The organism is Prevotella sp. oral taxon 313 (genome assembly GCF_003043935.1).
In the GTDB taxonomy this organism is placed as follows: Bacteria; Bacteroidota; Bacteroidia; order Bacteroidales; family Bacteroidaceae; genus Prevotella; species Prevotella jejuni.
The window spans coordinates 108,701-128,002 of sequence record NZ_PYXE01000001.1 but is presented as its reverse complement, the minus strand read 5'-3'; the positions used below and the strand labels follow the sequence as shown (position 1 = coordinate 128,002).

Here is a 19,302-nt window from a genome sequence, read left to right as displayed (position 1 = left end):
TATCATTCGAAATGTCGGATAATACACATAATTATTTGCAAGGTTTTTAATTTTTATGTATTTTTGCAAATTCGCTGTTAAAAAAGCGAGTAATGAAACCTTATTCTCACAATAAGCAATATTATTCTTTTTACTCATTAGAGTAAATCTAAACATTAAAGTACCAGAGGGAAATGAGAAAAGAAATGCAAAAAAGTAATCTTGTATTGCGTCTTTGGGCAGTACTGGCTCTGATGTTAATGCTTAGTATAGGGTCTACCGTCTCGGCACAAACGCAGGATGTCGATAAGATGGTGGTGACGCTGTCTATGAAGCAAACAGAATTAAAGACCTTTTTAGACGAGGTGTCTAAGCAAACGGGGTTGCAGTTTGATGTGGCTCCCGACCTCTTGTCTCAAGCGGAGAAAGTAAGCATTGAGGCACAGGGACAGCCTGTTCGTGCCGTTTTAGGGCAAGTGTTCAATAAGTCAGGCTTCAGTTATAGTATTGAAGGCAACAATGTCAAACTTAGTCGTAAACCTACGCAGGAGAAGCGAAAGGGAGTGTATGGGCAGATAACCGATAAAGAGGGTCTGCCTCTACCTGGTGTAACCATCCGAATGAAAGGTTTTAATGGTGGTTATATAACGAATTTAGATGGTCAGTATGAGATAAATACCGACCAGCCAGAGGTTACGCTCACCTTTAATTATATAGGATATAAACCTTTAGAGAAAAAGGTGAAGAACGGAACGGCAGGTAATTTCACCATGCAAGAAGACGTTGGTGAGTTAGGCGAAGTCGTTGTAACAGGTTTTGCTACAAAGAACAGAAATAGCTTTACGGGCTCACAAGTATCTATAAAGAAGGACGAGCTCTTGTCAGTGGGTACAAAGAATGTACTTACAAGTTTGGCTAACTTTGTGCCAGGTCTTAGTGTGTTAGAAGACAACCTCGGCGGATCTGACCCAAATAAGATAGCTGATATCAATATTCGTGGACGCGCTACCTTCTCTGGTCAAGCCAACTTACCAGTCTTCGTTGTTGATGGTTCGCAGGTAAAGGTAGACTATGTCAATGACATGGATATGAACGATATAGAGTCGATAACCGTACTCAAAGATGCCTCTGCCTCTGCCCTCTATGGAGCGAAGGCTTCTGCAGGTGTTATCGTTATCACGACAAAGGCGCTCAAGGGAGGTAAGTTGAGATTTAATTACAGCGGTACTATGCGTTTGTCAACCCCTGATTTGAGTGATTATAAGTTGCTTTCAGCATCACAAAAGCTTGAGTATGAACGTTTAGCAGGTCTTTATACAGCGACCGACTTAGCTGAACTATATACATTACAAAACAAGTACGCATACTATTACAACCAGATTCAAGACGGTGTAACAACCGATTGGATTAAGAAACCATTGCGTAATGCACTTTCTTCACAGCACAGTTTAAGTATTGATGGTGGTGACGAGCATGCACGTTATAATTTAGGTGTGCGTTATGGAGACGAAGAAGGTGTAATGAAAGGTTCGAGTCGTGAGCGTTTGTCAACGAATTTCAAACTCTCCTACAACCTTTCTGGTAAGTTCTTTATCAGTAACACGGCTACCATCTCATCAGTGAAATCAAATCAATCACCATACGGTGACTTCTCTGATTGGGTGAAGCAGAACCCATACGAGTATCCATACGATGAATATGGTGCATTGAAACCAAAGTTGAACTACGACCTCTCTAACCCATTATATGAAGCGTCTTTAGGCAGTTTCAACAAAGGTAACACGCTTGATGTGTTAAACACAACAACATTACAGGTGTGGTTAGGCGAGAAATTCAGAATTGATGGCGATTTCTCTATACAAAAGACGAAATACGAGGGACGTAATTTTGTGTCACCTTTCTCAGCTGATCAGATTAAGAATGTGGCCGATGTGTCACGTAGAGGACGTCTGACAGAGACCTTCACCAGTACAACGACCTACCAAGGTAAGTTGATGGTGTCATACAACAACTACATATTTAGTAAGTTATTCCTCACAGCGATGGCCGGTACATCCATTGAGTCAAATTCAGTCGATGGTAGTACGTATGGTTCAGTAGGATATTATTCAGATAATGTAGCCCACCCATTGTTGGCAGGCAACTATCCAACGGGTAAACCAGGTGGTGTTGATAGTAAGTATAATGGTGCAGGTTTCTTCGTGAACCTCAACTCTATATGGGATAATCGTTATTTCTTAGATGTCATCTATCGTTATGAAGGATCGTCTAAGTTTGGTAAGAACTCACGTTTTGCACCTTTCTGGAGTGTGGGAACAGGATGGAATATTCACAATGAGAAGTTCCTTAAGGGTTCACCATTTCAGCTGTTAAAGCTCCGTGCAAGTGTGGGTTACCTTGGTAACATCTCCTTTGAGCCATATCAGGCATTGACTATGTACACCAGCTTGGCAGGACTTAACTATATAAAAGGTATTGGTGCCATCCCAATGGGTATCGGAAACAAGAACCTTAAATGGGAGAGAACGCTCAGTGCGAACGTCGGTCTTGACCTCACAATGTTTAAGGGACGTTGGGACTTCTCGGCTGATGTCTATAGGAAGAACACAGACAACCTGTTGCTTGACATCACTAAGGCCCCATCATTGGGTATTACTACCTCCCGTGAGAATGTAGGAGAGGTAGAAAACCATGGTTTCGAGTTCCAGACACGTGTTATTCCTATCAAGAACAAGGACTGGGAGTGGTCGTTAAGTCTTAATTATGCTTACAACAAGAATAAGATTAAGAAGATCAGTAACGCACTTCGTGAACAAAACGAGAAGAACCAAGCAAAGGGCGGCGTGGTCCCATTGCCTATCTATGAAGAAGGTCAGTCATTGACCGCATTGAAGGTAGTCTCTTCAGCAGGTATCGACCCTATTACGGGTGATGAAGTCTTCATTAAGCGTGACGGTAGTCTTACATTCGTCTACGACCCTAACGATAAGGTTGTATATGGTGATACCACACCATTCGGTATGGGCTCAATCGGTTCTTACCTTACCTATAAGCAATTCTCAATGGGAATGTCTATGCGTTATTCCTTTGGTGGAGCTGTTTACAATCAGACATTGGCAACAAAGGTAGAGGGGGCCGACCCACGCTATAATGCTGACGAACGCGTATTTAGCAGCAGATGGAAAGAAGTAGGTCAGCAGGCTAAGTACAAGCGTATCAGCGATTCAAGTGTACCAATGCAGACCTCTCGATTTGTTGAGACAAATAATTATATCACGTTGAGCAGTCTCTCACTTGCCTACGAGGTACCATTGACATTGATACAAAGATATGGACTTAAGCGTTTACATCTTGAGATGTTGGCCAACGACCTCTTCTATCTCTCATCAGTAAAACGTGAGCGCGGATTAAGTTATCCATACGAACGTAGCGTAGAGTTATCAGTTAGACTTGGATTTTAAGCCGGTAGATAGCAGACACATTAATATAATGTAGAAAGACTATTAGGTAACAATAATAAAAAAGAAGATGAAGAAAATAACATATTACCCTAAACTGTTGATAAGTGCTGTGATGGTGCTGTTGGTGGTATCATGCAGTGACTTTATCAATGTTCAACCAGCAGGACAAGTTGATGAGGATGAGCAATTCTCATCAATCCGTGGTTTCCGTAATACGATGTATGGTGCTTATGGTAGCATGGCAACGTCAGACTTATATGGTGGAAACTTAGGCTTTGGTTTTGTTGACCAATTAGGACAAATGTTTGGTTACGATAACTCGTCAGAGACAAGCTACTTCGTAGGTCAATACGATTATATGCGTAGTGATGTACGTACTATTGTTGATGCTATTTGGGCAAAGCAATATCAAGCAATAGCATACGTCAATAATATAATTTATCATACAGAGAATGCTAAGTTTGAGCATGCAGAGCTGCCTTTGATGCGTGGTGAGTGCTATGGCTTACGTGCTTTCATGCACTTCGACCTCGTTCGTCTTTTTGCTGAGGATTATGGTCAAAGTAATGAGGCAACACGTGGTATACCATACTCAACGACTTTCGACCTCAACAATAAGCAATTATTGACTTTGCATAAAACGTATGAAGCGATATTGTCCGACCTTGATAAAGCAGAAGAACTCCTAAAGAATGATAATGTAGTAAATGTTGAGACAACAGCAACCAGCGATTATCTAAAGGGACGTGCAGTGTTCTTTAATAAGTATGCTGTGGCCGCTACGAAGGCAAGAGTCTATTATTCTATGGGCGACATGGCTAATGCAGCTAAGTATGCTAAGCAAGTAATCGACGCAACCAATAACTTCTCGCTGAAGAAATATAGTTCATTGAGCGATGTAAAACGCTTCCCAGCAGCAGGAGAGTTGATATTCGGCTTGTATAATAACACCCTTTCAAGTACTATCTCCACCCTTTTCCTATCACAGACAGCACGTGGAACATTTACTGAAGGGCGTAGAGACCTTGAAAATCTGTATGAGACATCAGCCTTCTCGGCCACAAGTACCGACCTGCGCTATACAGCTTATTACAGACAGAACACCACATCAGACGGTTTGAAAAGCTACTCTTTTGTGAGATTCTTAGAGAGCGATGCACAGGTAAGTAGTAATCCTTTACAAGGTTTGACACTCATCCGTCTGCCAGAGATGTATTATATCTTAAGTGAATGTACATACGATAGCGATAAGACAGAGGCTGTTAGACTACTTAATGAGGTAAGGAAGAGCCGTGGTTTGGAGGATGTTGACAGTGCTAAGGTAGCAACAAGAGAGGCCTTCAATAAGGAGATGTTGCGTGAGCGCATGCGTGAGATGCCTGGTGAGGGACAAACGTTCTATGCGTTGAAGCACTACAACAAACCATTTACTGACTTTAGAGGTATTACCACACGTCAGCCATCTAATTCCATCTTCGTCTTGCCTTGGCCAGATACGGAGAAAGAGTTCGGAGGACAGTAAGTAATTAAACACTTTATGAAGATGAAAAAAGCAATAAGAAATATACTACTTGTTTGCACTGGTGTAACCATGTTTGCAGCGTGCAGCAACGTTGACTATGATGGTGAGCACAGTTCTGACGGTATGTTTGAACCGACAAACCAAGTTCGTTTCTATTATGCACAGCCAGGCGATACCACTGTGAACTATTCATTTGGAGTGAAGCCTGTTGATACACTTACGCATGTCGTCTACCTCCCTGTGCAGCTCGTTGGTAATCTTTCGGCAGAGCCACAAGCATTCAGCGTAGAGGCGGGCAAAGGGACAACAGCTATTGCTGGAAAGCATTACACACTGAATGCTGACACCTTACGTTTTGCTCCTAATGCCTATCGCACCTATGTCCCTGTGACGCTGATACGTGCTAACTTATCAGAAGATAAGGACGACTCAATCCGCTTAGTATTAAACTTAGTTGGAAAGGGGACGTTGGGTACACGACTCACCAAGAGTAACACGGTAAAGATAACCTTTAATAATGTACTTTCAAAGCCAGACTTCTGGGTGGTAATGGAGAGTTATTGGGGGTTAGGACCATTTACCAAAAACAAGTATCGTAAGCTCCTTTCGTATTATGATAGCAATGAGGCAACGATCAGAGACATCATCGAAGGCTCTGATGTTACGGCACAAGGCTATCTCTATCAGCATGTGCAAGAGGTTGTTGCCTATTTCGCAGCTCATCCAGATGAGCTATAAGGATAGGGTAGGAGACACTACTTGTGTTAAGGTCTGTTCTTTTGTTTTATCATGCGGTTTATCAACAACCTTCGTGTGGATAGCCTAAGACATACCTTATAATAATAGAATAATGGTAAACAGATAAATAAGCAATAAGATGATAAAGAAATATTTATATCTTCTCTTGGCACTCCCATTAGTGGTATTGTCATTTCAGTCATGCATAAAAGACGATTCTTACGGTCCTTCAGGCAATTCGTCAAAATTATCATTGGCACAGGACTTACAGGAGAAATATACCCTCAATAGATGGGATACACTGAAGATCACGCCTAATGTCGTACAGACAAACGAGCAAAAGAAAGTTGACTATGAATGGGAGATAAATGGTAAGGTCGTATCGACTGATGCCTCTCTTAAATATGTATGTAAGGACTTTGGCTCTTTTCCATGCCGTTTAAAGGTGAGCAATGGAGACAATATTCAATATTACGAGTTCGGTCTTAACGTACAATACTCTTATGTTGACGGTCTTTACATATTAGCAAGTAATGGCGGAAAGACAATCGTCTCTTATCTGCCAGAGGCTGGTAGTACTAAGACCTTTGACTTAGACGTGCTGCAAAAGAACAATCCAAGCATTGATTTCACAGGCGAACCTAAGGGAATTGACTATGCTTTGGCTCGTGATAACAAGACTCCACTCTTGTTTGTAGCGGTGGGTAGTCCAAGTACTATTTATGAGTTTGATGGCAATCTGATGGTTAAGCGCTTCACAACTACCTGTACAGGCGACGTGTCATACCTTAGGAAGAGTGCCTTGACCTATCCTAAGTCAATGCTGACAATGGTTGATCATGTTCCAAACCGATTGACACTCTCTGAGACAACACCCTTCAATTTAGGTAAGTCAATAAAGGATGCTTTAGGCTCAGACATCTCCTTGGCTGATGCAGCCACAGCTTGGAAGCAACAAGACCTACGTTATGTACAAGGCTACGTAATGTTTGATAATGCCGAAGGACGATTGGTAGCACAGAAGGTGCAAGCTACTGGTAAGGTACCTGTTGAGCTATTGAAAGGTAAGTTTACGGGTGAGACTCTGGTTGGCATGGGCGCTGTAGACAACGAGCGTAACATCGTTTTACTCACATGGAATGCTACTTCATCAAAGTTTAAGTGCTATTATATCTTCCCAGGCTTCTATCCTTCTACTGCTACAAAGGTTGAGGCTGCCGTTGTAAAAGACGAGGCTGTTGTACCAGCCACTGCGGGTTTGACCACACAATCAGTTGTACGCGTATCTGCAGAGAAGAACTTAGTTTACTATTCTGCAGGTAATAAGCTGTATGCTTATAACGTGTTGTCTGGTGGTAACTTCCCTCAGAATGCCTTGACAACATTTGGTGATACAGGCGAAACCATCGCTGACATGCTTATCTCAGAAGGGAGCAATAAGCTTTATGTTGCCACAAACGCAGCTACAGGACAGCTTGTAGGAAGTATCTACTGCTATGATTTGAATGAAAACAAGTTGCTCTGGCAGAAGAAGAATATTACCGGACGTATCAAGAGTATTACATACAGACAATAATGAAAGTGGCATGTAAGATGACTACATGCCACATTCAAACTATAATTCCAACATGAAAACAAACAATCTAATAGCTACCATACGCACAATAGGAATAGCCTTATTACTATTGTGCGTTAATGTTAAGGCCTTTGCCGATGATAAGAAAGGCGACGAAGACAAGAAGGCTAAGAAGGAGACCAAATACGATAAACTATTCAAAGACAAGAAGAAAGAGACCGCAAGTAGTAAGTTTATCACGGTACATAAGTGTGATGGGAAACTCTACTTGGAGGTTCCTGTCAAATACTTGCATAAAGAGATGTTGTTAGGAGGTGGTATCTCTTCTACCACCGACCCAACTTATCTGACCATCGGTACCAAGAGCTTCACCCCTCTCCACTTCTTCTTTGAGGTACAAGACAGTAGTCTTGTGATGAAGACGCCTAACAGTGTCGTTTATTCAGATGGTAGTGCAAGTGCCGAGATGCAAGAGGCTTTGAAGATTAGCTACCGTGATCCAGTCTTGATGGGATTTAAGATTGCGGCTTACAACAACGACAGTACGGCTCTTGTGATTGATGTAACCGACCTCTTAGCACGCCCTAACAGTATGTTACCTGTTATCCCAAAGAAGTCGGGCGACTTGGCACTGAGCGCTTCACCTAAGAGTGAGATGTCCTTTGTCAGAGCAATTAAAAGCTTCGATAACAACATTGTTGTGAATGTTGACTTCAACTATCTACTCACAGCATCACTCATGTCCTTACCTGTAGCCAGTGAGATTCCGACAACCGTTGGAGTAACCTATAGTTTAGCATTGTTGCCAGATAGTAAGATGCGCCAGCGTATAACAGATTCGCGAGTAGGTATAACATCCGTGTCAAAGCTCACCTTTAATAATAATATTGCTAAAAGTAAGCAGACCTTCATAGCACAACGTTGGAACCTTGTACCGCAGAGTATTAAGGCTTACGAGCAGGGAAGGCTCTCTAAACCAGTAAAGCCTATATGCTTTTATATCGATGACGCCTTCCCTGTAGAATGGAAGAATGCAATAAAACAAGGGGTGGAGCTATGGAATAAAGCCTTCGAACAGGCGGGTTATCAAAAGGCTATTGAGGCCTTAGACTTCCCTAAGAATGATCGTAACTTTGATGCAGACGATATTGCTTATTCTTGTATTCGCTACGTACCCAGTACCTCTGATAAGGTTAGCTCTTCTTTCTTGGCCAATCCACAGACAGGAGAGATTATCAATGCGTCGGTCTTTGTCCCTGCTAACGTTGGTAATCAGATTTATCGTTGGTTGTTCTTAGGGTCAGCAGCATCCGATGTCTCCATGCGAACCTCCCATCTTCCACAAGACAAGTTCAACCAAGGATTGAAGTATCTTGTCGCACGTGAGGTGGGTAGAAGTCTTGGTTTGCTCGATAATATAGGGGCTTCTTATTCTTATCCAGTCGATTCTCTCCGTAACAGCACATTCACACGTGCAAACAATCTTGCGGCTTCTATCATGGCTAACACACCTTTTAACTATGTTGCTCAACCGAGCGATAAGGGTGTTGTCTATATGCCAGAGAATATCGGACAGTATGACAAGCATGCCATTGAATGGGCTTATCGTTACTTTGACCCAGCAAAGACAAGTTTAAGCGAAGAGACCTCTACACTCGAAAAGATGGTAGATAAGCGTGTACAAAATCCTCGTTATCGTTTCTTCCGCACCTCTTCATTGATTTGGGACCCACGTGTTCAGGAGGGGGCATTGGGTAATGACGCCATTAAAGCAAGTGAATACGGATTGCGTAACATGCAAATCGTTGAGAACAACCTTTATAACTGGGTGAAAGACGATGATGATAGTCGAATTAAAGAGAACCTGTATCTGACAATCTCTCAGCAGAGATACGCCTTCTTCAAGCGTGTACTGAGTAATGTCGGAGGTATCTTCCTGAACGACATGAAAGTCTCTTCGGGTGTTCCTCGCTATGAGGTTGTACCTAAGGCACGTCAGCGTCAGGCGATGTTATGGTGCTTAAATCAGGCAAAACACTTTAAGCAATATGCCAACCCAAGCTTTGAACGTAAGGGCTTCATGGCTATAAGCTATTATGACCAGCTGTTAGAGTTTATTGGCTATGACCTCTTTGGCGTTCGTACACGCTTGGCTGTAGCGTCACACCTGTCTGCACAGAGTTATAGTCAGAAGGAATACTTTGACGACCTCTTCTCTTCTCTCTTCCAGAGTGCACAATTATGCAAAGCACCATCACAGGAAGAGCGTGTGCTGCAACGTGCTTATCTTACTTATTCACGTGCGGTGATTGACAAAGCTAACAAACAAGGCGGCAACGGACCAGCAGCTCTTCAGTCTACAATGGTTACTGGTAATCAGACTAATAGCGCATCTTTTGGGAATCCTACAGCATCACTCGCACCAACAGTGGATGCGGCCTTATTAGATGGTTCGGCTATCTATTTCTACACCTCACTGTTGAAGTTGAAGCCAATGTTAGAGGCGTGTGTCAAAGCAAAGCTCTCTCCTGAGGCACACTCACATTATTCTATGTTACTCTTTAAGGTGAACAAAGCTTTGGAGGATGGTCAATGAAATATTCATTAATAGCTAATAAGTTAATGCGTCGCATATTATTACTTCTACTTCTCTTCTCTCTGGCAGTCACATCGGGGTCGGCTTTCCCGTTGATGAAACGTAAGAAGAAGGCACAGAGCAGTCAGACCGAAAAGAAATCAGCCTACGAAAGGGCCCTTACTGAGCAACTAACGGAGTCAGTACGGGGTAGTTTCGTTTCGTTCCATAAGACAGATGGACGCTTGTTGATGGAGCTTCCGAAAGAGTCGATGGGGCGTGACATGCTTATTGGCGTCACTATCTCGTCTGTCTCCAATCCAAAGATGGGCGACTTAGGCTTCAAGAACTCCAATTTAGTGCATGTACGCTTCATTGAGAAAGATAGTTCTGTGGTGATGCAGGTCGTCAACACCGATTTGTATGTGCCTAAGGACCAACCTTCAGCAAAGCTTGCTGCAAGATTGAACTACGACAATCTCGATTTCTTTTCATTCCCTATAAAGGCGCATAACGACTCCACTGGGGCTGTACTCTTCGATGCTTCGTCGTTTGTCCTCAAGGAGAACCGCTTCTTCCCAGTAATTGCTAAGAACGTGGGGGCGTACTCTGTGAACGCTTCGCTTAAAGAGAACCTCACGAGAGTGACGAAGTTAAAGGTGTTCGACACGAATGCCTGTGTCGGAATGGACAGACATTACATTATTAGCCTGTCTGGTAAAAAGGGCTCACCTATCACGAACTATCCTGTAACCATAGGCGTAAACTTCACGTTAGCACTGTTGCCTAACGACTTGATGACACCTCGTTTGAGTGATACACGTGTGGGGATGTTCCTAATGAACAAGGATGTACTTAAGAAAGATGGGTCTATTGATAAGGCAACATTCGTCAAGCGTTGGCGCATTATACTGAAGGATACGACTGCTTACTTTGCTGGTGAACTATGCGAACCGACTAAGCCTATCGTCTATTATGTAGAGAACACGTTCCCTCCTCTTTGGAAGCAAGCTATTAAAGCAGGTGTTCTATGGTGGAATAAGGCCTTCGAGAAGATTGGTTTTAAGAATGTTATGCAGGTGGCAGACTTCCCTACGAACGATCCTAACTTTGACCCAGATGACTTTAAGTATTCATGTATCAGATACCTACCTACAGATGTCGAGAATGCTATGGGACCTTCTTGGACTGACCCACGGACGGGAGAAGTGATCAACGCAACCGTACTTGTCTATAATGACGTTGTTAATACGATTAATAACTGGCGGTTTGTACAAACGGCACAGATTGACCCTCGTGCTCGAGGAGCACAAATGCCTGATAGTATAATAGAGGAGACATTGGAATACATCATTGCGCACGAGGTGGGTCACACGCTTGGTTTTATGCACAATATGGCGGCATCGGCGGCACTTCCTACCGACTCCTTGCGTTCTGTGGCCTTCACACAGCAGTATGGTACAACGGCTTCTATCATGGATTATGCGCGTTTCAATTACGTAGCACAACCTACTGACCATGGCGTTAAACTTACTCCTCCACGCCTTGGGGTCTATGACTACTATGCTGTTGCGTGGGCTTATAAACTTTTCCCAGGCTCAAAGGGCTTCGAGGATGACGCTAAGCAGCTGCGCTTGTTGGCTGATAAGCATGAAGGCGACCCCTTCTATCGCTATGGTCTACAGCAGACGGGTACGAAGTATGACCCCTCAGCCATTGAGGAAGACCTTGGTGACGACCCTGTGAAGTCGTCTACTTATGGTATGCAGAATCTTAGGATGATTCTCAAGAACCTTGACCACTGGATTGGCGATGAGGATGGCGATAGCAGAAAAGCTGAGTTATACAACGAGATCTTGTCTCAAGCCATGCATTATGTGCGTAATGTCAGTGTCAACGTACCTGGTATCTATCTCTATCAGACAAGTGAGAAGTCAGGCTTGCCTCGCTATAAGGTTGTACCAAAGGCTAAACAAAAGGAGTCTGTACAGTGGCTTCTGAAGCAGGCCCGTACGTTTGCGACATTGGGTAACGATACGATTGAGAAGAAACTACCATTCGGAGCCAACAAGCCTTTTAAGATTTTAGCTCGTGATGTGCAGTCGCTTGCTATGATGGCAACGTCAAAGCTCGCTATTTCTTATTATCTTGACTCTACTTCTTACTCACCAATTGAGTATATGGAGGATGTTTATCAAGATGTCTTTGGCAAGACGATTGCTGGTAAAGAGAATCTTTCAGTGGCCGACCTCTCCATGCAGCGTCTCTATGTCGACCTATTACAAGAGGGCGTCTCTGACATGAAGCAAGCACCTAATGTGCATAATCTTCAGTTGGGGGTGGTGTCGGCTAATAATATTATTACCAGTCTGTTACAGCAGAAAGAGGCTGACGTAGAACAGACGGCATGTTGTTATCTGACCGACAAGCAACGAGGTTTAAGTGAGGACACCCATTTCCTCAACTTCGGTAATGGCTATGGTGAACCAGAACCGCTGTGGGGAACAACGGTTAACCGCACTTCTGAGTTCCAATTAGAGTATGCGCAAAAGCTGCTGTCTTTGTTAGAAACGAACATTCCACATGTGTCTACACCCGACCTTAAAGCGCATTATATGCTTCTCGAAAAGCGATTGAAAAAGTATTTGAAATAGTTAGTTCGTCGAACAAGAACCGTTCGCTCCCTATAAGTCTTCGGATTTGTAGGGAGTTTTTTATTTGTGACAATCCAATAAACTTAGTACTGTAAAGGTTTGGAAATATCTTTACAAAAACCCTTTGTAGCATGTGCATGATTGTCAAGGGGTAAGGTTATTATTTGTCTTCATAACTAATAGAGAATCAGAAGGTTATGAAGAGCGTTTAAGAACATGCTTAGTAAGCTTCAAGAAGGGCGTTGTCAAGGGTGTTGCCAAGGCCCTTCTTCAATGCTGTTAGGCGTCTTCTTGAATGGAGAAGGGCGTAGACTATAAACGAGAATACGAAAAAAAAGGACATTGTCCCTTTAATCTTTCTGCCTTCTGAACCGATGTGTCGTTCGATAATTCTCCATAGAAGCTACCATCAGAAGCAGACTTAGAGGATGAACTAACGCAGCCTCTAATCATAATTAAAGCGATAATGTCTATCAGAAAACGTTTGTCGACCTTCCAACTTGGTAAGTCGTCAACTCATCTATTTATTCTTCTTCTTCTTGAAAAAGCCAAATCTCTTATTAAGAAGACCAGTAGGATGCTTACCACCAAACATGCGATAGAGCTTCCAACTAAGGATAAGACCATCCAAGACCCCAGCTCCTGTGCTAAGAACACCAGAGAATTTCTGGGTAGGAGAGTTCTTGTCTTTAGGCTTGTGCATAAGCTCGTTCCACAGTCCAGCTATCCTATTACTATCCTTTGTGATGTCAGTAAGGAGCTGCGCCTTACGCAGTCTTATGTCGTCCAACGTCCTATAACGAGGTCCAAAGTGCGTAGTCTGTTCAGTCATAAGCTTATTTTGACATTAAAAGACTTCCCAAGAATCTTACTAATGGGCGTTCAATCAGTCTGTGACGCAGTAAGATAAAGACGAAGAGCAGTAGCAAATAGCCACCAGCAACAATGAGGAAAGCCCATATAAGTGATCCTACCAGTGCCTGCAAAGCAAAGGCTGCAGCAAAGGAGAAGTAAATTAAGGAAATTAAGAGGATAGTACAGAACACTACCACGATAGTAATTACCGTCAGTAGTCGTACTACCTTCTCTATTACATCGAGCTTCACGTACTCTGACTGAAGCCCGATATAATGTTTTAGCACCTCTATTAAGTGTGCTATTGTTTCTACGTTCTTATCGTTCGAGAACATCCTCTATGATTTAGATAACGTCAGAAGCTGCGTCTTTGATGTCTTCAACGAACTCGTCAGTCTCCTTGCGGCTGAGCTTAAGGTCGTGTTTCTTGCAGAAATCATCAACTGCTTCAGAAATCTTAGAACGTGTGTCTGTACCCTTCTCTGGAGCCAAAAGCAAACCGAGAGTAGCGCCTGCGAGACCGCCGCAGAGGAATGCGCCAATGTAACCTAATGTCTTCATAATCTCTTATTTTTAGTGAATACTTATATTCTTAATCATTGGCAAATATAGTCAAAGTTTTGCATACCACCAATAGATACGGTGTCTTTTTGTGTTAAAAATCTTTCAAATGCTTTATTTAACAAACTTTATTGGCCTTATTTTCTTGCTTCTTCGTATTATTTTGTAACTTCGCACGATAAAGAACAGTGTGGATTAAAAGTATAATAAATAAAAACTAAGGGATTATGAAGAAATTTATGGTGTTGAGTGCAGCGCTCTGTGTAGCGGTTGCGTTCACTGGCTGTAAGTCAAGCGAGAGTGCATACAAGAAGGCCTATGAGAAGGCTAAGTCTCAGGAGCAGGCTCCTACAACCACAGATGAGACTACTTCAACTCAAGAGGCAGCTGTTGTCGCTCCTGTAGAGTCTCAGCCTGTGACACAGGCGCCTGTTGTTGACAATTACGACAACGAGCCTGTTCGCCGTGAGACAGTCTCTGTTGTGAATGGCGCAGGCTTGAAGGCTTATAGTGTTGTTGTTGGTTCTTTTGGCGTAAAGGCTAATGCTGAGGGCTTACAGCAGCGTTTGAAGAATGCTGGTTACGATGCACAAGTAGCTTACAATGCTGGTAATAATATGTATCGCGTTGTTGCTTCTACTTACGACAGCAAGGCTTCAGCTGTTCAGAGCCGCAATCAGCTGCGCGCTACATACGCTGATGCGTGGTTGCTTTCTCGATAGATGGGAAGAATCTTAGCTATAGATTACGGAAAGAAACGAACCGGACTTGCAGTCACCGACCCATTGTGTATCATCGCCAATGGGTTGGCGACTGTTGCTACGTCTGAACTTTTCGACTTCTTAACACAGTATGTTGTGAAGGAATCGGTCAGTCAGCTGGTCATTGGAAAGCCTATGCAGCCCAATGGACAACCGAGTGAGAACCTCGCACGTGTCGAACAGTTTGTTAATCGTTGGCGTAAGGTGCATCCCGAACTGCCGATTGATTACTACGACGAGAGGTTTACTTCTGTCATTGCTCATCAAGCTATTCTTGCTGGAGGGGTGAAGAAGAAGACACGAAGGGAGGATAAAGGACTTGTTGACGAGATATCTGCAACGATTATACTTCAAGATTATATGCGGTCCAAAGGGCTTTGATACTATTCAATCATGCCCGTTGGACCAATGTCTTTAATGGTCACTATTTCCGTTGGTAGAAATTTTAACCAATGTGTTTGATGGTCATTAATTCCGTTGGTGATAATCTTAACCAATGTGTTTGATGGTCATTAATTCCGTTGGTGGAAATCTTAACCAATGTGTTTGATGGTCATTACTCCCGTTGGTAATAATCTTAACCAATGTGTTTAATGGTCATTACTCCCGTTGATGATAGATATATAATAAGGAGAAGACCATTAAGATCAATACGTTTAATTAAATATTAGATTATGGTATTACCTATTTACACATACGGTCAGCCGGTGTTGCGTAAGGTAGCTGAGGGTATTCCTCTTGACTATCCAGACCTTCAAGAGCTGATACAGAATATGTTTGAGACCAATACTGCCAGTGATGGCGTTGGATTGGCGGCCCCACAGATAGGCAAGTCTATCCGTGTCGTGGTCATTGACTTAGATGTTCTCTCTGACACCTTCCCAGAGTATAAGGGCTTCCGACATGCTTTCATCAATGGACATATCCTCGAATACGATGACTCTGAGACAGAGACTTTGGAAGAGGGATGCCTTTCTTTGCCTGGTGTTCACGAGAGTGTGACACGTGCAAAGCGCATTTATGTGAAGTATCTCGACGAGAACCTTGTTGAGCATGAAGAGTGGATTGATGGCTATCTGGCCCGTGTCATCCAGCATGAGTTCGACCATCTTGAGGGCAGAGTATTTACCGATCGCCTCTCACCCTTCCGTAAACAGATGATTAATAGTAAGTTGAAAGCCCTCTTGCAGGGTAAGGTTCGCTGTCATTATCGTGTGAAGGCTCCACGTAAGTAAGTATGTTGCGTGGTGTCGTAGTATCCTTGCTATGCCTATTGGCATTACCGTCTGCAGCTCAGTATAACATCAAGAAGATGATGGAGGAGGGTAGGCGGACGCTCGACCAGGGGTACTACGTTACCTCCATGCAGATTTTCTCCCGTATTGTTGGGCTCAAACCAAACCTCTATGAGGCTTGGTATCTGATGGCATTATCGAAGTATCGACTCGAAGACTACAAGGGTGCGGATGATGATTGTCGTCGTGCTTTGAACTTACAACCCTATATTGCTGACATCTACGAACTTTACGGCATGACAAACATTCGTCTTGAGCGTTATGATAGTGCGGTAACTGCCTACACCCATGCCATTGACATCATGCCTGATAACCGTGATTATTGGTTTAATCGGGCCTATTGTCTCTATCAGATAGGCGATAGTAAGACTGCTCTCCAACAGTTGGCATATATCTTGAAGCGCTGGAAATCGTTCGATGCAGCTGCCCAACTGCGTTCTGACATATTAGCAGGTAGGAAGCCAAAGCAGCAGCCTGTGAAGTCGAACACCCCACCTATTTATCAGTTGCCATCCCTGCGCATTGATAATAACCAGAACCCCATGAAAAACAAGCCGATACTACGTTTGTCACAATAATCCGCTTTGTAGATTATTGGTAGCAACCCCCATTCTTCCTTTCATTAGTTCTTATTCATCTATAAAACTTTGATAAATCGACACCAAAAGTTCTGGATAGATGATAGATTGTGAATTAAAAGTGTTACCTTTGCCGCAATATTTGATTTATAAAACTAATTTGTAGTATGGTTAAAATCACTTTCCCAGACGGTTCCGTTCGTGAATACGAGCAGGGCGTGACTGGTTTTCAAATCGCCGAGAGCATTTCGCCGGCTCTCGCCCGTGACGTTGTATCTTGCGGAGTAAATGGCGTAACAACTGAATTAAACCGTCCCATCAACGAAGACGCTACTATTGCGCTGTACAAGTTTGAGGATGAAGAAGGCAAGCATACCTTCTGGCACACCTCTGCCCACCTCCTTGCTGAGGCTTTGCAGGAGCTTTATCCAGGCATACAGTTCGGTTTCGGACCTGCTATTGAGAATGGTTTCTTCTATGATGTGATGCCTGCAGAGGGCCAGTCAATCTCTGAGAACGACTTTCCAAAGATTGAAGAGAAGATGCGCGAACTGGCTAAGAAGAACGAATCGGTCGTTCGTCGTGATGTCTCAAAGGCTGATGCTGTAAAGGAGTTCACTGCTGACGGACAGGAATACAAGGTGGAGCACATCGTAGATGACCTCGAAGATGGCACCATCTCAACATATACACAGGGACATTTCACCGACCTTTGTCGTGGTCCTCACCTCGTTTCTACGGGTGCTATTAAGGCTGTTAAGATTACCAGTGTGGCTGGTGCTTTCTGGCGTGGTGACGCTAAGCGCGAGCAGATGACACGTATCTACGGTATCACCTTCCCTAAGAAGAAGATGCTCGACGAGTACCTTGAGATGCTTGAAGAGGCTAAGAAGCGTGACCACAGAAAGATTGGTAAGGAGATGGAGTTGTTTATGTTCTCTGATAGAGTGGGTAAGGGACTACCTATCTGGCTACCTAAGGGAACCCAGCTGCGCCTCCGCTTGCAGGATCTCCTGCGTCGTCTTCTTCGTCCTTATAACTATCAAGAGGTCATCACACCAGGTATTGGTGGTAAGAACCTATACGTAACTTCTGGCCACTATGCCCACTATGGCAAGGATGCCTTCCAACCTATCCACACGCCAGAAGAGGATGAAGAGTACATGCTCAAGCCTATGAACTGTCCTCATCACTGTGAGGTGTATGCTTATAAGCCACGTTCTTATAAAGACCTCCCACTGCGTATCGCAGAGTTCGGTACTGTTTTCCGCTATGAGAAGAGTGGTGAGTTGCATGGACTGACCCGTGTTCGTACGTTTACACAGGATGATGCACATATCTTCGTACGTCCTGATCAGGTAAAGGCTGAGTTCGAGAACAATATCGACATTATCCTTAAGGTGTTCAAGACCTTTGGTTTTGACAACTACGAGGCACAGATCTCACTCCGTGACCCTAACGATAAAGAGAAGTATATAGGCTCTGATGAGGTTTGGGAAGAGAGTGAAGCTGCTATTAAGGCTGCTTGTGAGGAGAAGGGACTCAAGGCTCGTGTAGAGTTAGGAGAGGCTGCCTTCTATGGTCCTAAGCTCGACTTCATGGTGAAGGATGCTATCGGTCGTCGCTGGCAGTTGGGTACTATTCAGGTTGACTATAACCTTCCTAACCGCTTTAAGCTTGAGTACACGGCAGAGGACAACTCTAAGAAGACTCCAGTGATGATACACCGAGCACCATTCGGTTCGCTCGAACGCTTCACAGCCGTACTCATCGAGCACACAGCAGGACACTTCCCTCTCTGGTTGACACCTGACCAAGTGGCCATCCTACCTATCTCTGAGAAGTATAACGACTATGCTCGTAAGGTGAAAGCCTACTTCGATGCACACGACGTACGTTCTATCATGGACGATCGCAACGAGAAGATTGGTCGCAAGATACGTGACAATGAGCTCAAGCGTGTACCTTACATGGTTATCGTGGGTGAGAAGGAAGCTGCCGAAGGACTTGTCTCAATGCGCCAACAGGGTGGTGGCGAGCAGGCTACTATGACTATGGAAGCCTTCGCAGAACGCATCAATGCTGAGGTTGCTGACCAACTTAAGGAGTTAGCTTAATCCTTTATTTTCTCTATACAAAACCCTCTCCAGACTCGGAGAGGGTTTTCTTTTTCCTGTTCCTAACCCTCATCTCCTCTGATAGTTTCCTATAAACTCCCCTCGCCTTATCCCTTCTCAACGACCAGTAAAACACTCAGATAGAAAAATAAATATCACTGGCTTTATTCCTCATTACTCGCTTTTCATTCCTAACAAAGGTTGTATTCGCTGTTGTCTTAACTCCCTTTCACTCCTTATCACTCCTTAACTCCTCCATACAATAACTCCCTTTCAACCCCTTTCACTCCTTAACTCCTCATACAACAACTCCCTTTCACTCCTTATCTCCTTATCTTCTTAAAGAAAACTCCTCGCTCCCTTGTAAACTATTTTCGCTCCTCTTGATTCGACTACATGCTCTTCTGCGTTGAAGAAGATGCCTTTCTCCATTCAAGAACATGCCCTTCTTGCATGTAGAAGACGCCCTTCTTGAGGCAAGAAAGGCGTCTTCTTCTTTACTGTCTATAACCTTCTGATTTCGTGCGGGTTATGTACTTCTGTTCTCTATGCGCCATACTCCTTCCTTACCAGATGTTTACATGTGTCTTTGTAATAACTTTTCATGACTACGAATGACGCTAATTAAGC

At 43.6% G+C, this 19,302-nt stretch carries 14 protein-coding genes; 11 read left to right on the top strand and 3 right to left on the bottom strand.

All coding sequences use genetic code 11. The annotated features are described in order from the left end of the window. Positions 1 to 173 precede the first annotated feature (173 nt). The 6 genes from AXF23_RS00590 to AXF23_RS00565 all read left to right on the top strand — a co-directional run bounded on the left by AXF23_RS00590 (position 174) and on the right by AXF23_RS00565 (position 12,505). Complete coding sequence (locus AXF23_RS00590; RefSeq protein WP_107623927.1) at positions 174 to 3,440, top strand: SusC/RagA family TonB-linked outer membrane protein; 3,267 nt, start codon at positions 174 to 176, stop codon at positions 3,438 to 3,440. A 67-nt stretch (positions 3,441 to 3,507) separates the two neighbouring features. Next, complete coding sequence (locus AXF23_RS00585) at positions 3,508 to 4,962, top strand: RagB/SusD family nutrient uptake outer membrane protein (protein ID WP_107623926.1); 1,455 nt, start codon at positions 3,508 to 3,510, stop codon at positions 4,960 to 4,962. Positions 4,963 to 4,983: 21 nt separating this feature from the next. Further along, on the top strand, positions 4,984 to 5,700 hold the full coding sequence (locus tag AXF23_RS00580) for a DUF4843 domain-containing protein (RefSeq protein ID WP_233251206.1): 717 nt from the start codon (positions 4,984 to 4,986) through the stop codon (positions 5,698 to 5,700). Positions 5,701 to 5,839: 139 nt separating this feature from the next. Then, positions 5,840 to 7,276, top strand: a complete 1,437-nt coding sequence (locus AXF23_RS00575) for a PKD-like domain-containing protein (RefSeq protein WP_107623924.1) — start codon at positions 5,840 to 5,842, stop codon at positions 7,274 to 7,276. Positions 7,277 to 7,328: 52 nt separating this feature from the next. Continuing rightward, on the top strand, positions 7,329 to 9,872 hold the full coding sequence (locus AXF23_RS00570) for a zinc-dependent metalloprotease (RefSeq protein ID WP_107625750.1): 2,544 nt from the start codon (positions 7,329 to 7,331) through the stop codon (positions 9,870 to 9,872). 26 nt (positions 9,873 to 9,898) lie between these two features. Then, complete coding sequence (locus AXF23_RS00565) at positions 9,899 to 12,505, top strand: zinc-dependent metalloprotease (protein WP_107625749.1); 2,607 nt, start codon at positions 9,899 to 9,901, stop codon at positions 12,503 to 12,505. Positions 12,506 to 13,025: 520 nt separating this feature from the next. Here AXF23_RS00565 and AXF23_RS00560 read toward each other — a convergent pair. Genes AXF23_RS00560 through AXF23_RS00550 form a run of 3 tightly spaced genes read right to left on the bottom strand, consistent with a single transcriptional unit; the run spans position 13,026 to position 13,921 of the window. Further along, the gene (locus tag AXF23_RS00560) at positions 13,026 to 13,337 is read right to left on the bottom strand and encodes a hypothetical protein (protein WP_107623923.1); all 312 of its coding nucleotides are present in this window, start codon (positions 13,335 to 13,337) and stop codon (positions 13,026 to 13,028) included. A 4-nt stretch (positions 13,338 to 13,341) separates the two neighbouring features. After that, positions 13,342 to 13,695, bottom strand: coding sequence for a phage holin family protein (locus AXF23_RS00555; protein WP_089366847.1), 354 nt, complete (start codon positions 13,693 to 13,695; stop codon positions 13,342 to 13,344). Positions 13,696 to 13,705: 10 nt separating this feature from the next. Next, positions 13,706 to 13,921 carry a YtxH domain-containing protein gene (locus AXF23_RS00550; RefSeq protein WP_089366846.1) on the bottom strand — a complete coding sequence of 72 codons (216 nt, stop codon included), beginning with the start codon at positions 13,919 to 13,921 and terminating at the stop codon, positions 13,706 to 13,708. A 227-nt stretch (positions 13,922 to 14,148) separates the two neighbouring features. Here AXF23_RS00550 and AXF23_RS00545 point away from each other — a divergent pair, with 227 nt between their 5' ends. The 5 genes from AXF23_RS00545 (at position 14,149) to thrS (ending at position 18,672) form a co-directional block, all read left to right on the top strand. Continuing rightward, entirely contained in the window at positions 14,149 to 14,643 is a 495-nt protein-coding gene (locus AXF23_RS00545; protein ID WP_107623922.1) for an SPOR domain-containing protein, read from the top strand. Continuing rightward, positions 14,644 to 15,063 carry a Holliday junction resolvase RuvX gene (gene ruvX, locus AXF23_RS00540; RefSeq protein ID WP_009011736.1) on the top strand — a complete coding sequence of 140 codons (420 nt, stop codon included), beginning with the start codon at positions 14,644 to 14,646 and terminating at the stop codon, positions 15,061 to 15,063. It abuts the gene before it with no gap. Positions 15,064 to 15,356: 293 nt separating this feature from the next. Continuing rightward, the gene (gene def, locus AXF23_RS00535; protein ID WP_107623921.1) at positions 15,357 to 15,917 is read left to right on the top strand and encodes a peptide deformylase; all 561 of its coding nucleotides are present in this window, start codon (positions 15,357 to 15,359) and stop codon (positions 15,915 to 15,917) included. A gap of 2 nt (positions 15,918 to 15,919) precedes the next feature. Then, on the top strand, positions 15,920 to 16,555 hold the full coding sequence (locus AXF23_RS00530; protein ID WP_009011738.1) for a tetratricopeptide repeat protein: 636 nt from the start codon (positions 15,920 to 15,922) through the stop codon (positions 16,553 to 16,555). Positions 16,556 to 16,722: 167 nt separating this feature from the next. Further along, entirely contained in the window at positions 16,723 to 18,672 is a 1,950-nt protein-coding gene (thrS, locus tag AXF23_RS00525; RefSeq protein WP_107623920.1) for a threonine--tRNA ligase, read from the top strand. Positions 18,673 to 19,302: the final 630 nt, after the last annotated feature.

Coding starts and splice junctions, on each gene's coding strand:
- AXF23_RS00590 (WP_107623927.1), top strand. CDS start 174: ATGAGAAAAGAAATGCAAAAAAGTAATCTTGTATTGCGTCTTTGGGCA.
- AXF23_RS00585 (WP_107623926.1), top strand. CDS start 3,508: ATGAAGAAAATAACATATTACCCTAAACTGTTGATAAGTGCTGTGATG.
- AXF23_RS00580 (WP_233251206.1), top strand. CDS start 4,984: ATGAAAAAAGCAATAAGAAATATACTACTTGTTTGCACTGGTGTAACC.
- AXF23_RS00575 (WP_107623924.1), top strand. CDS start 5,840: ATGATAAAGAAATATTTATATCTTCTCTTGGCACTCCCATTAGTGGTA.
- AXF23_RS00570 (WP_107625750.1), top strand. CDS start 7,329: ATGAAAACAAACAATCTAATAGCTACCATACGCACAATAGGAATAGCC.
- AXF23_RS00565 (WP_107625749.1), top strand. CDS start 9,899: ATGCGTCGCATATTATTACTTCTACTTCTCTTCTCTCTGGCAGTCACA.
- AXF23_RS00560 (WP_107623923.1), bottom strand. CDS start 13,337: ATGACTGAACAGACTACGCACTTTGGACCTCGTTATAGGACGTTGGAC.
- AXF23_RS00555 (WP_089366847.1), bottom strand. CDS start 13,695: ATGTTCTCGAACGATAAGAACGTAGAAACAATAGCACACTTAATAGAG.
- AXF23_RS00550 (WP_089366846.1), bottom strand. CDS start 13,921: ATGAAGACATTAGGTTACATTGGCGCATTCCTCTGCGGCGGTCTCGCA.
- AXF23_RS00545 (WP_107623922.1), top strand. CDS start 14,149: ATGAAGAAATTTATGGTGTTGAGTGCAGCGCTCTGTGTAGCGGTTGCG.
- ruvX (WP_009011736.1), top strand. CDS start 14,644: ATGGGAAGAATCTTAGCTATAGATTACGGAAAGAAACGAACCGGACTT.
- def (WP_107623921.1), top strand. CDS start 15,357: ATGGTATTACCTATTTACACATACGGTCAGCCGGTGTTGCGTAAGGTA.
- AXF23_RS00530 (WP_009011738.1), top strand. CDS start 15,920: ATGTTGCGTGGTGTCGTAGTATCCTTGCTATGCCTATTGGCATTACCG.
- thrS (WP_107623920.1), top strand. CDS start 16,723: ATGGTTAAAATCACTTTCCCAGACGGTTCCGTTCGTGAATACGAGCAG.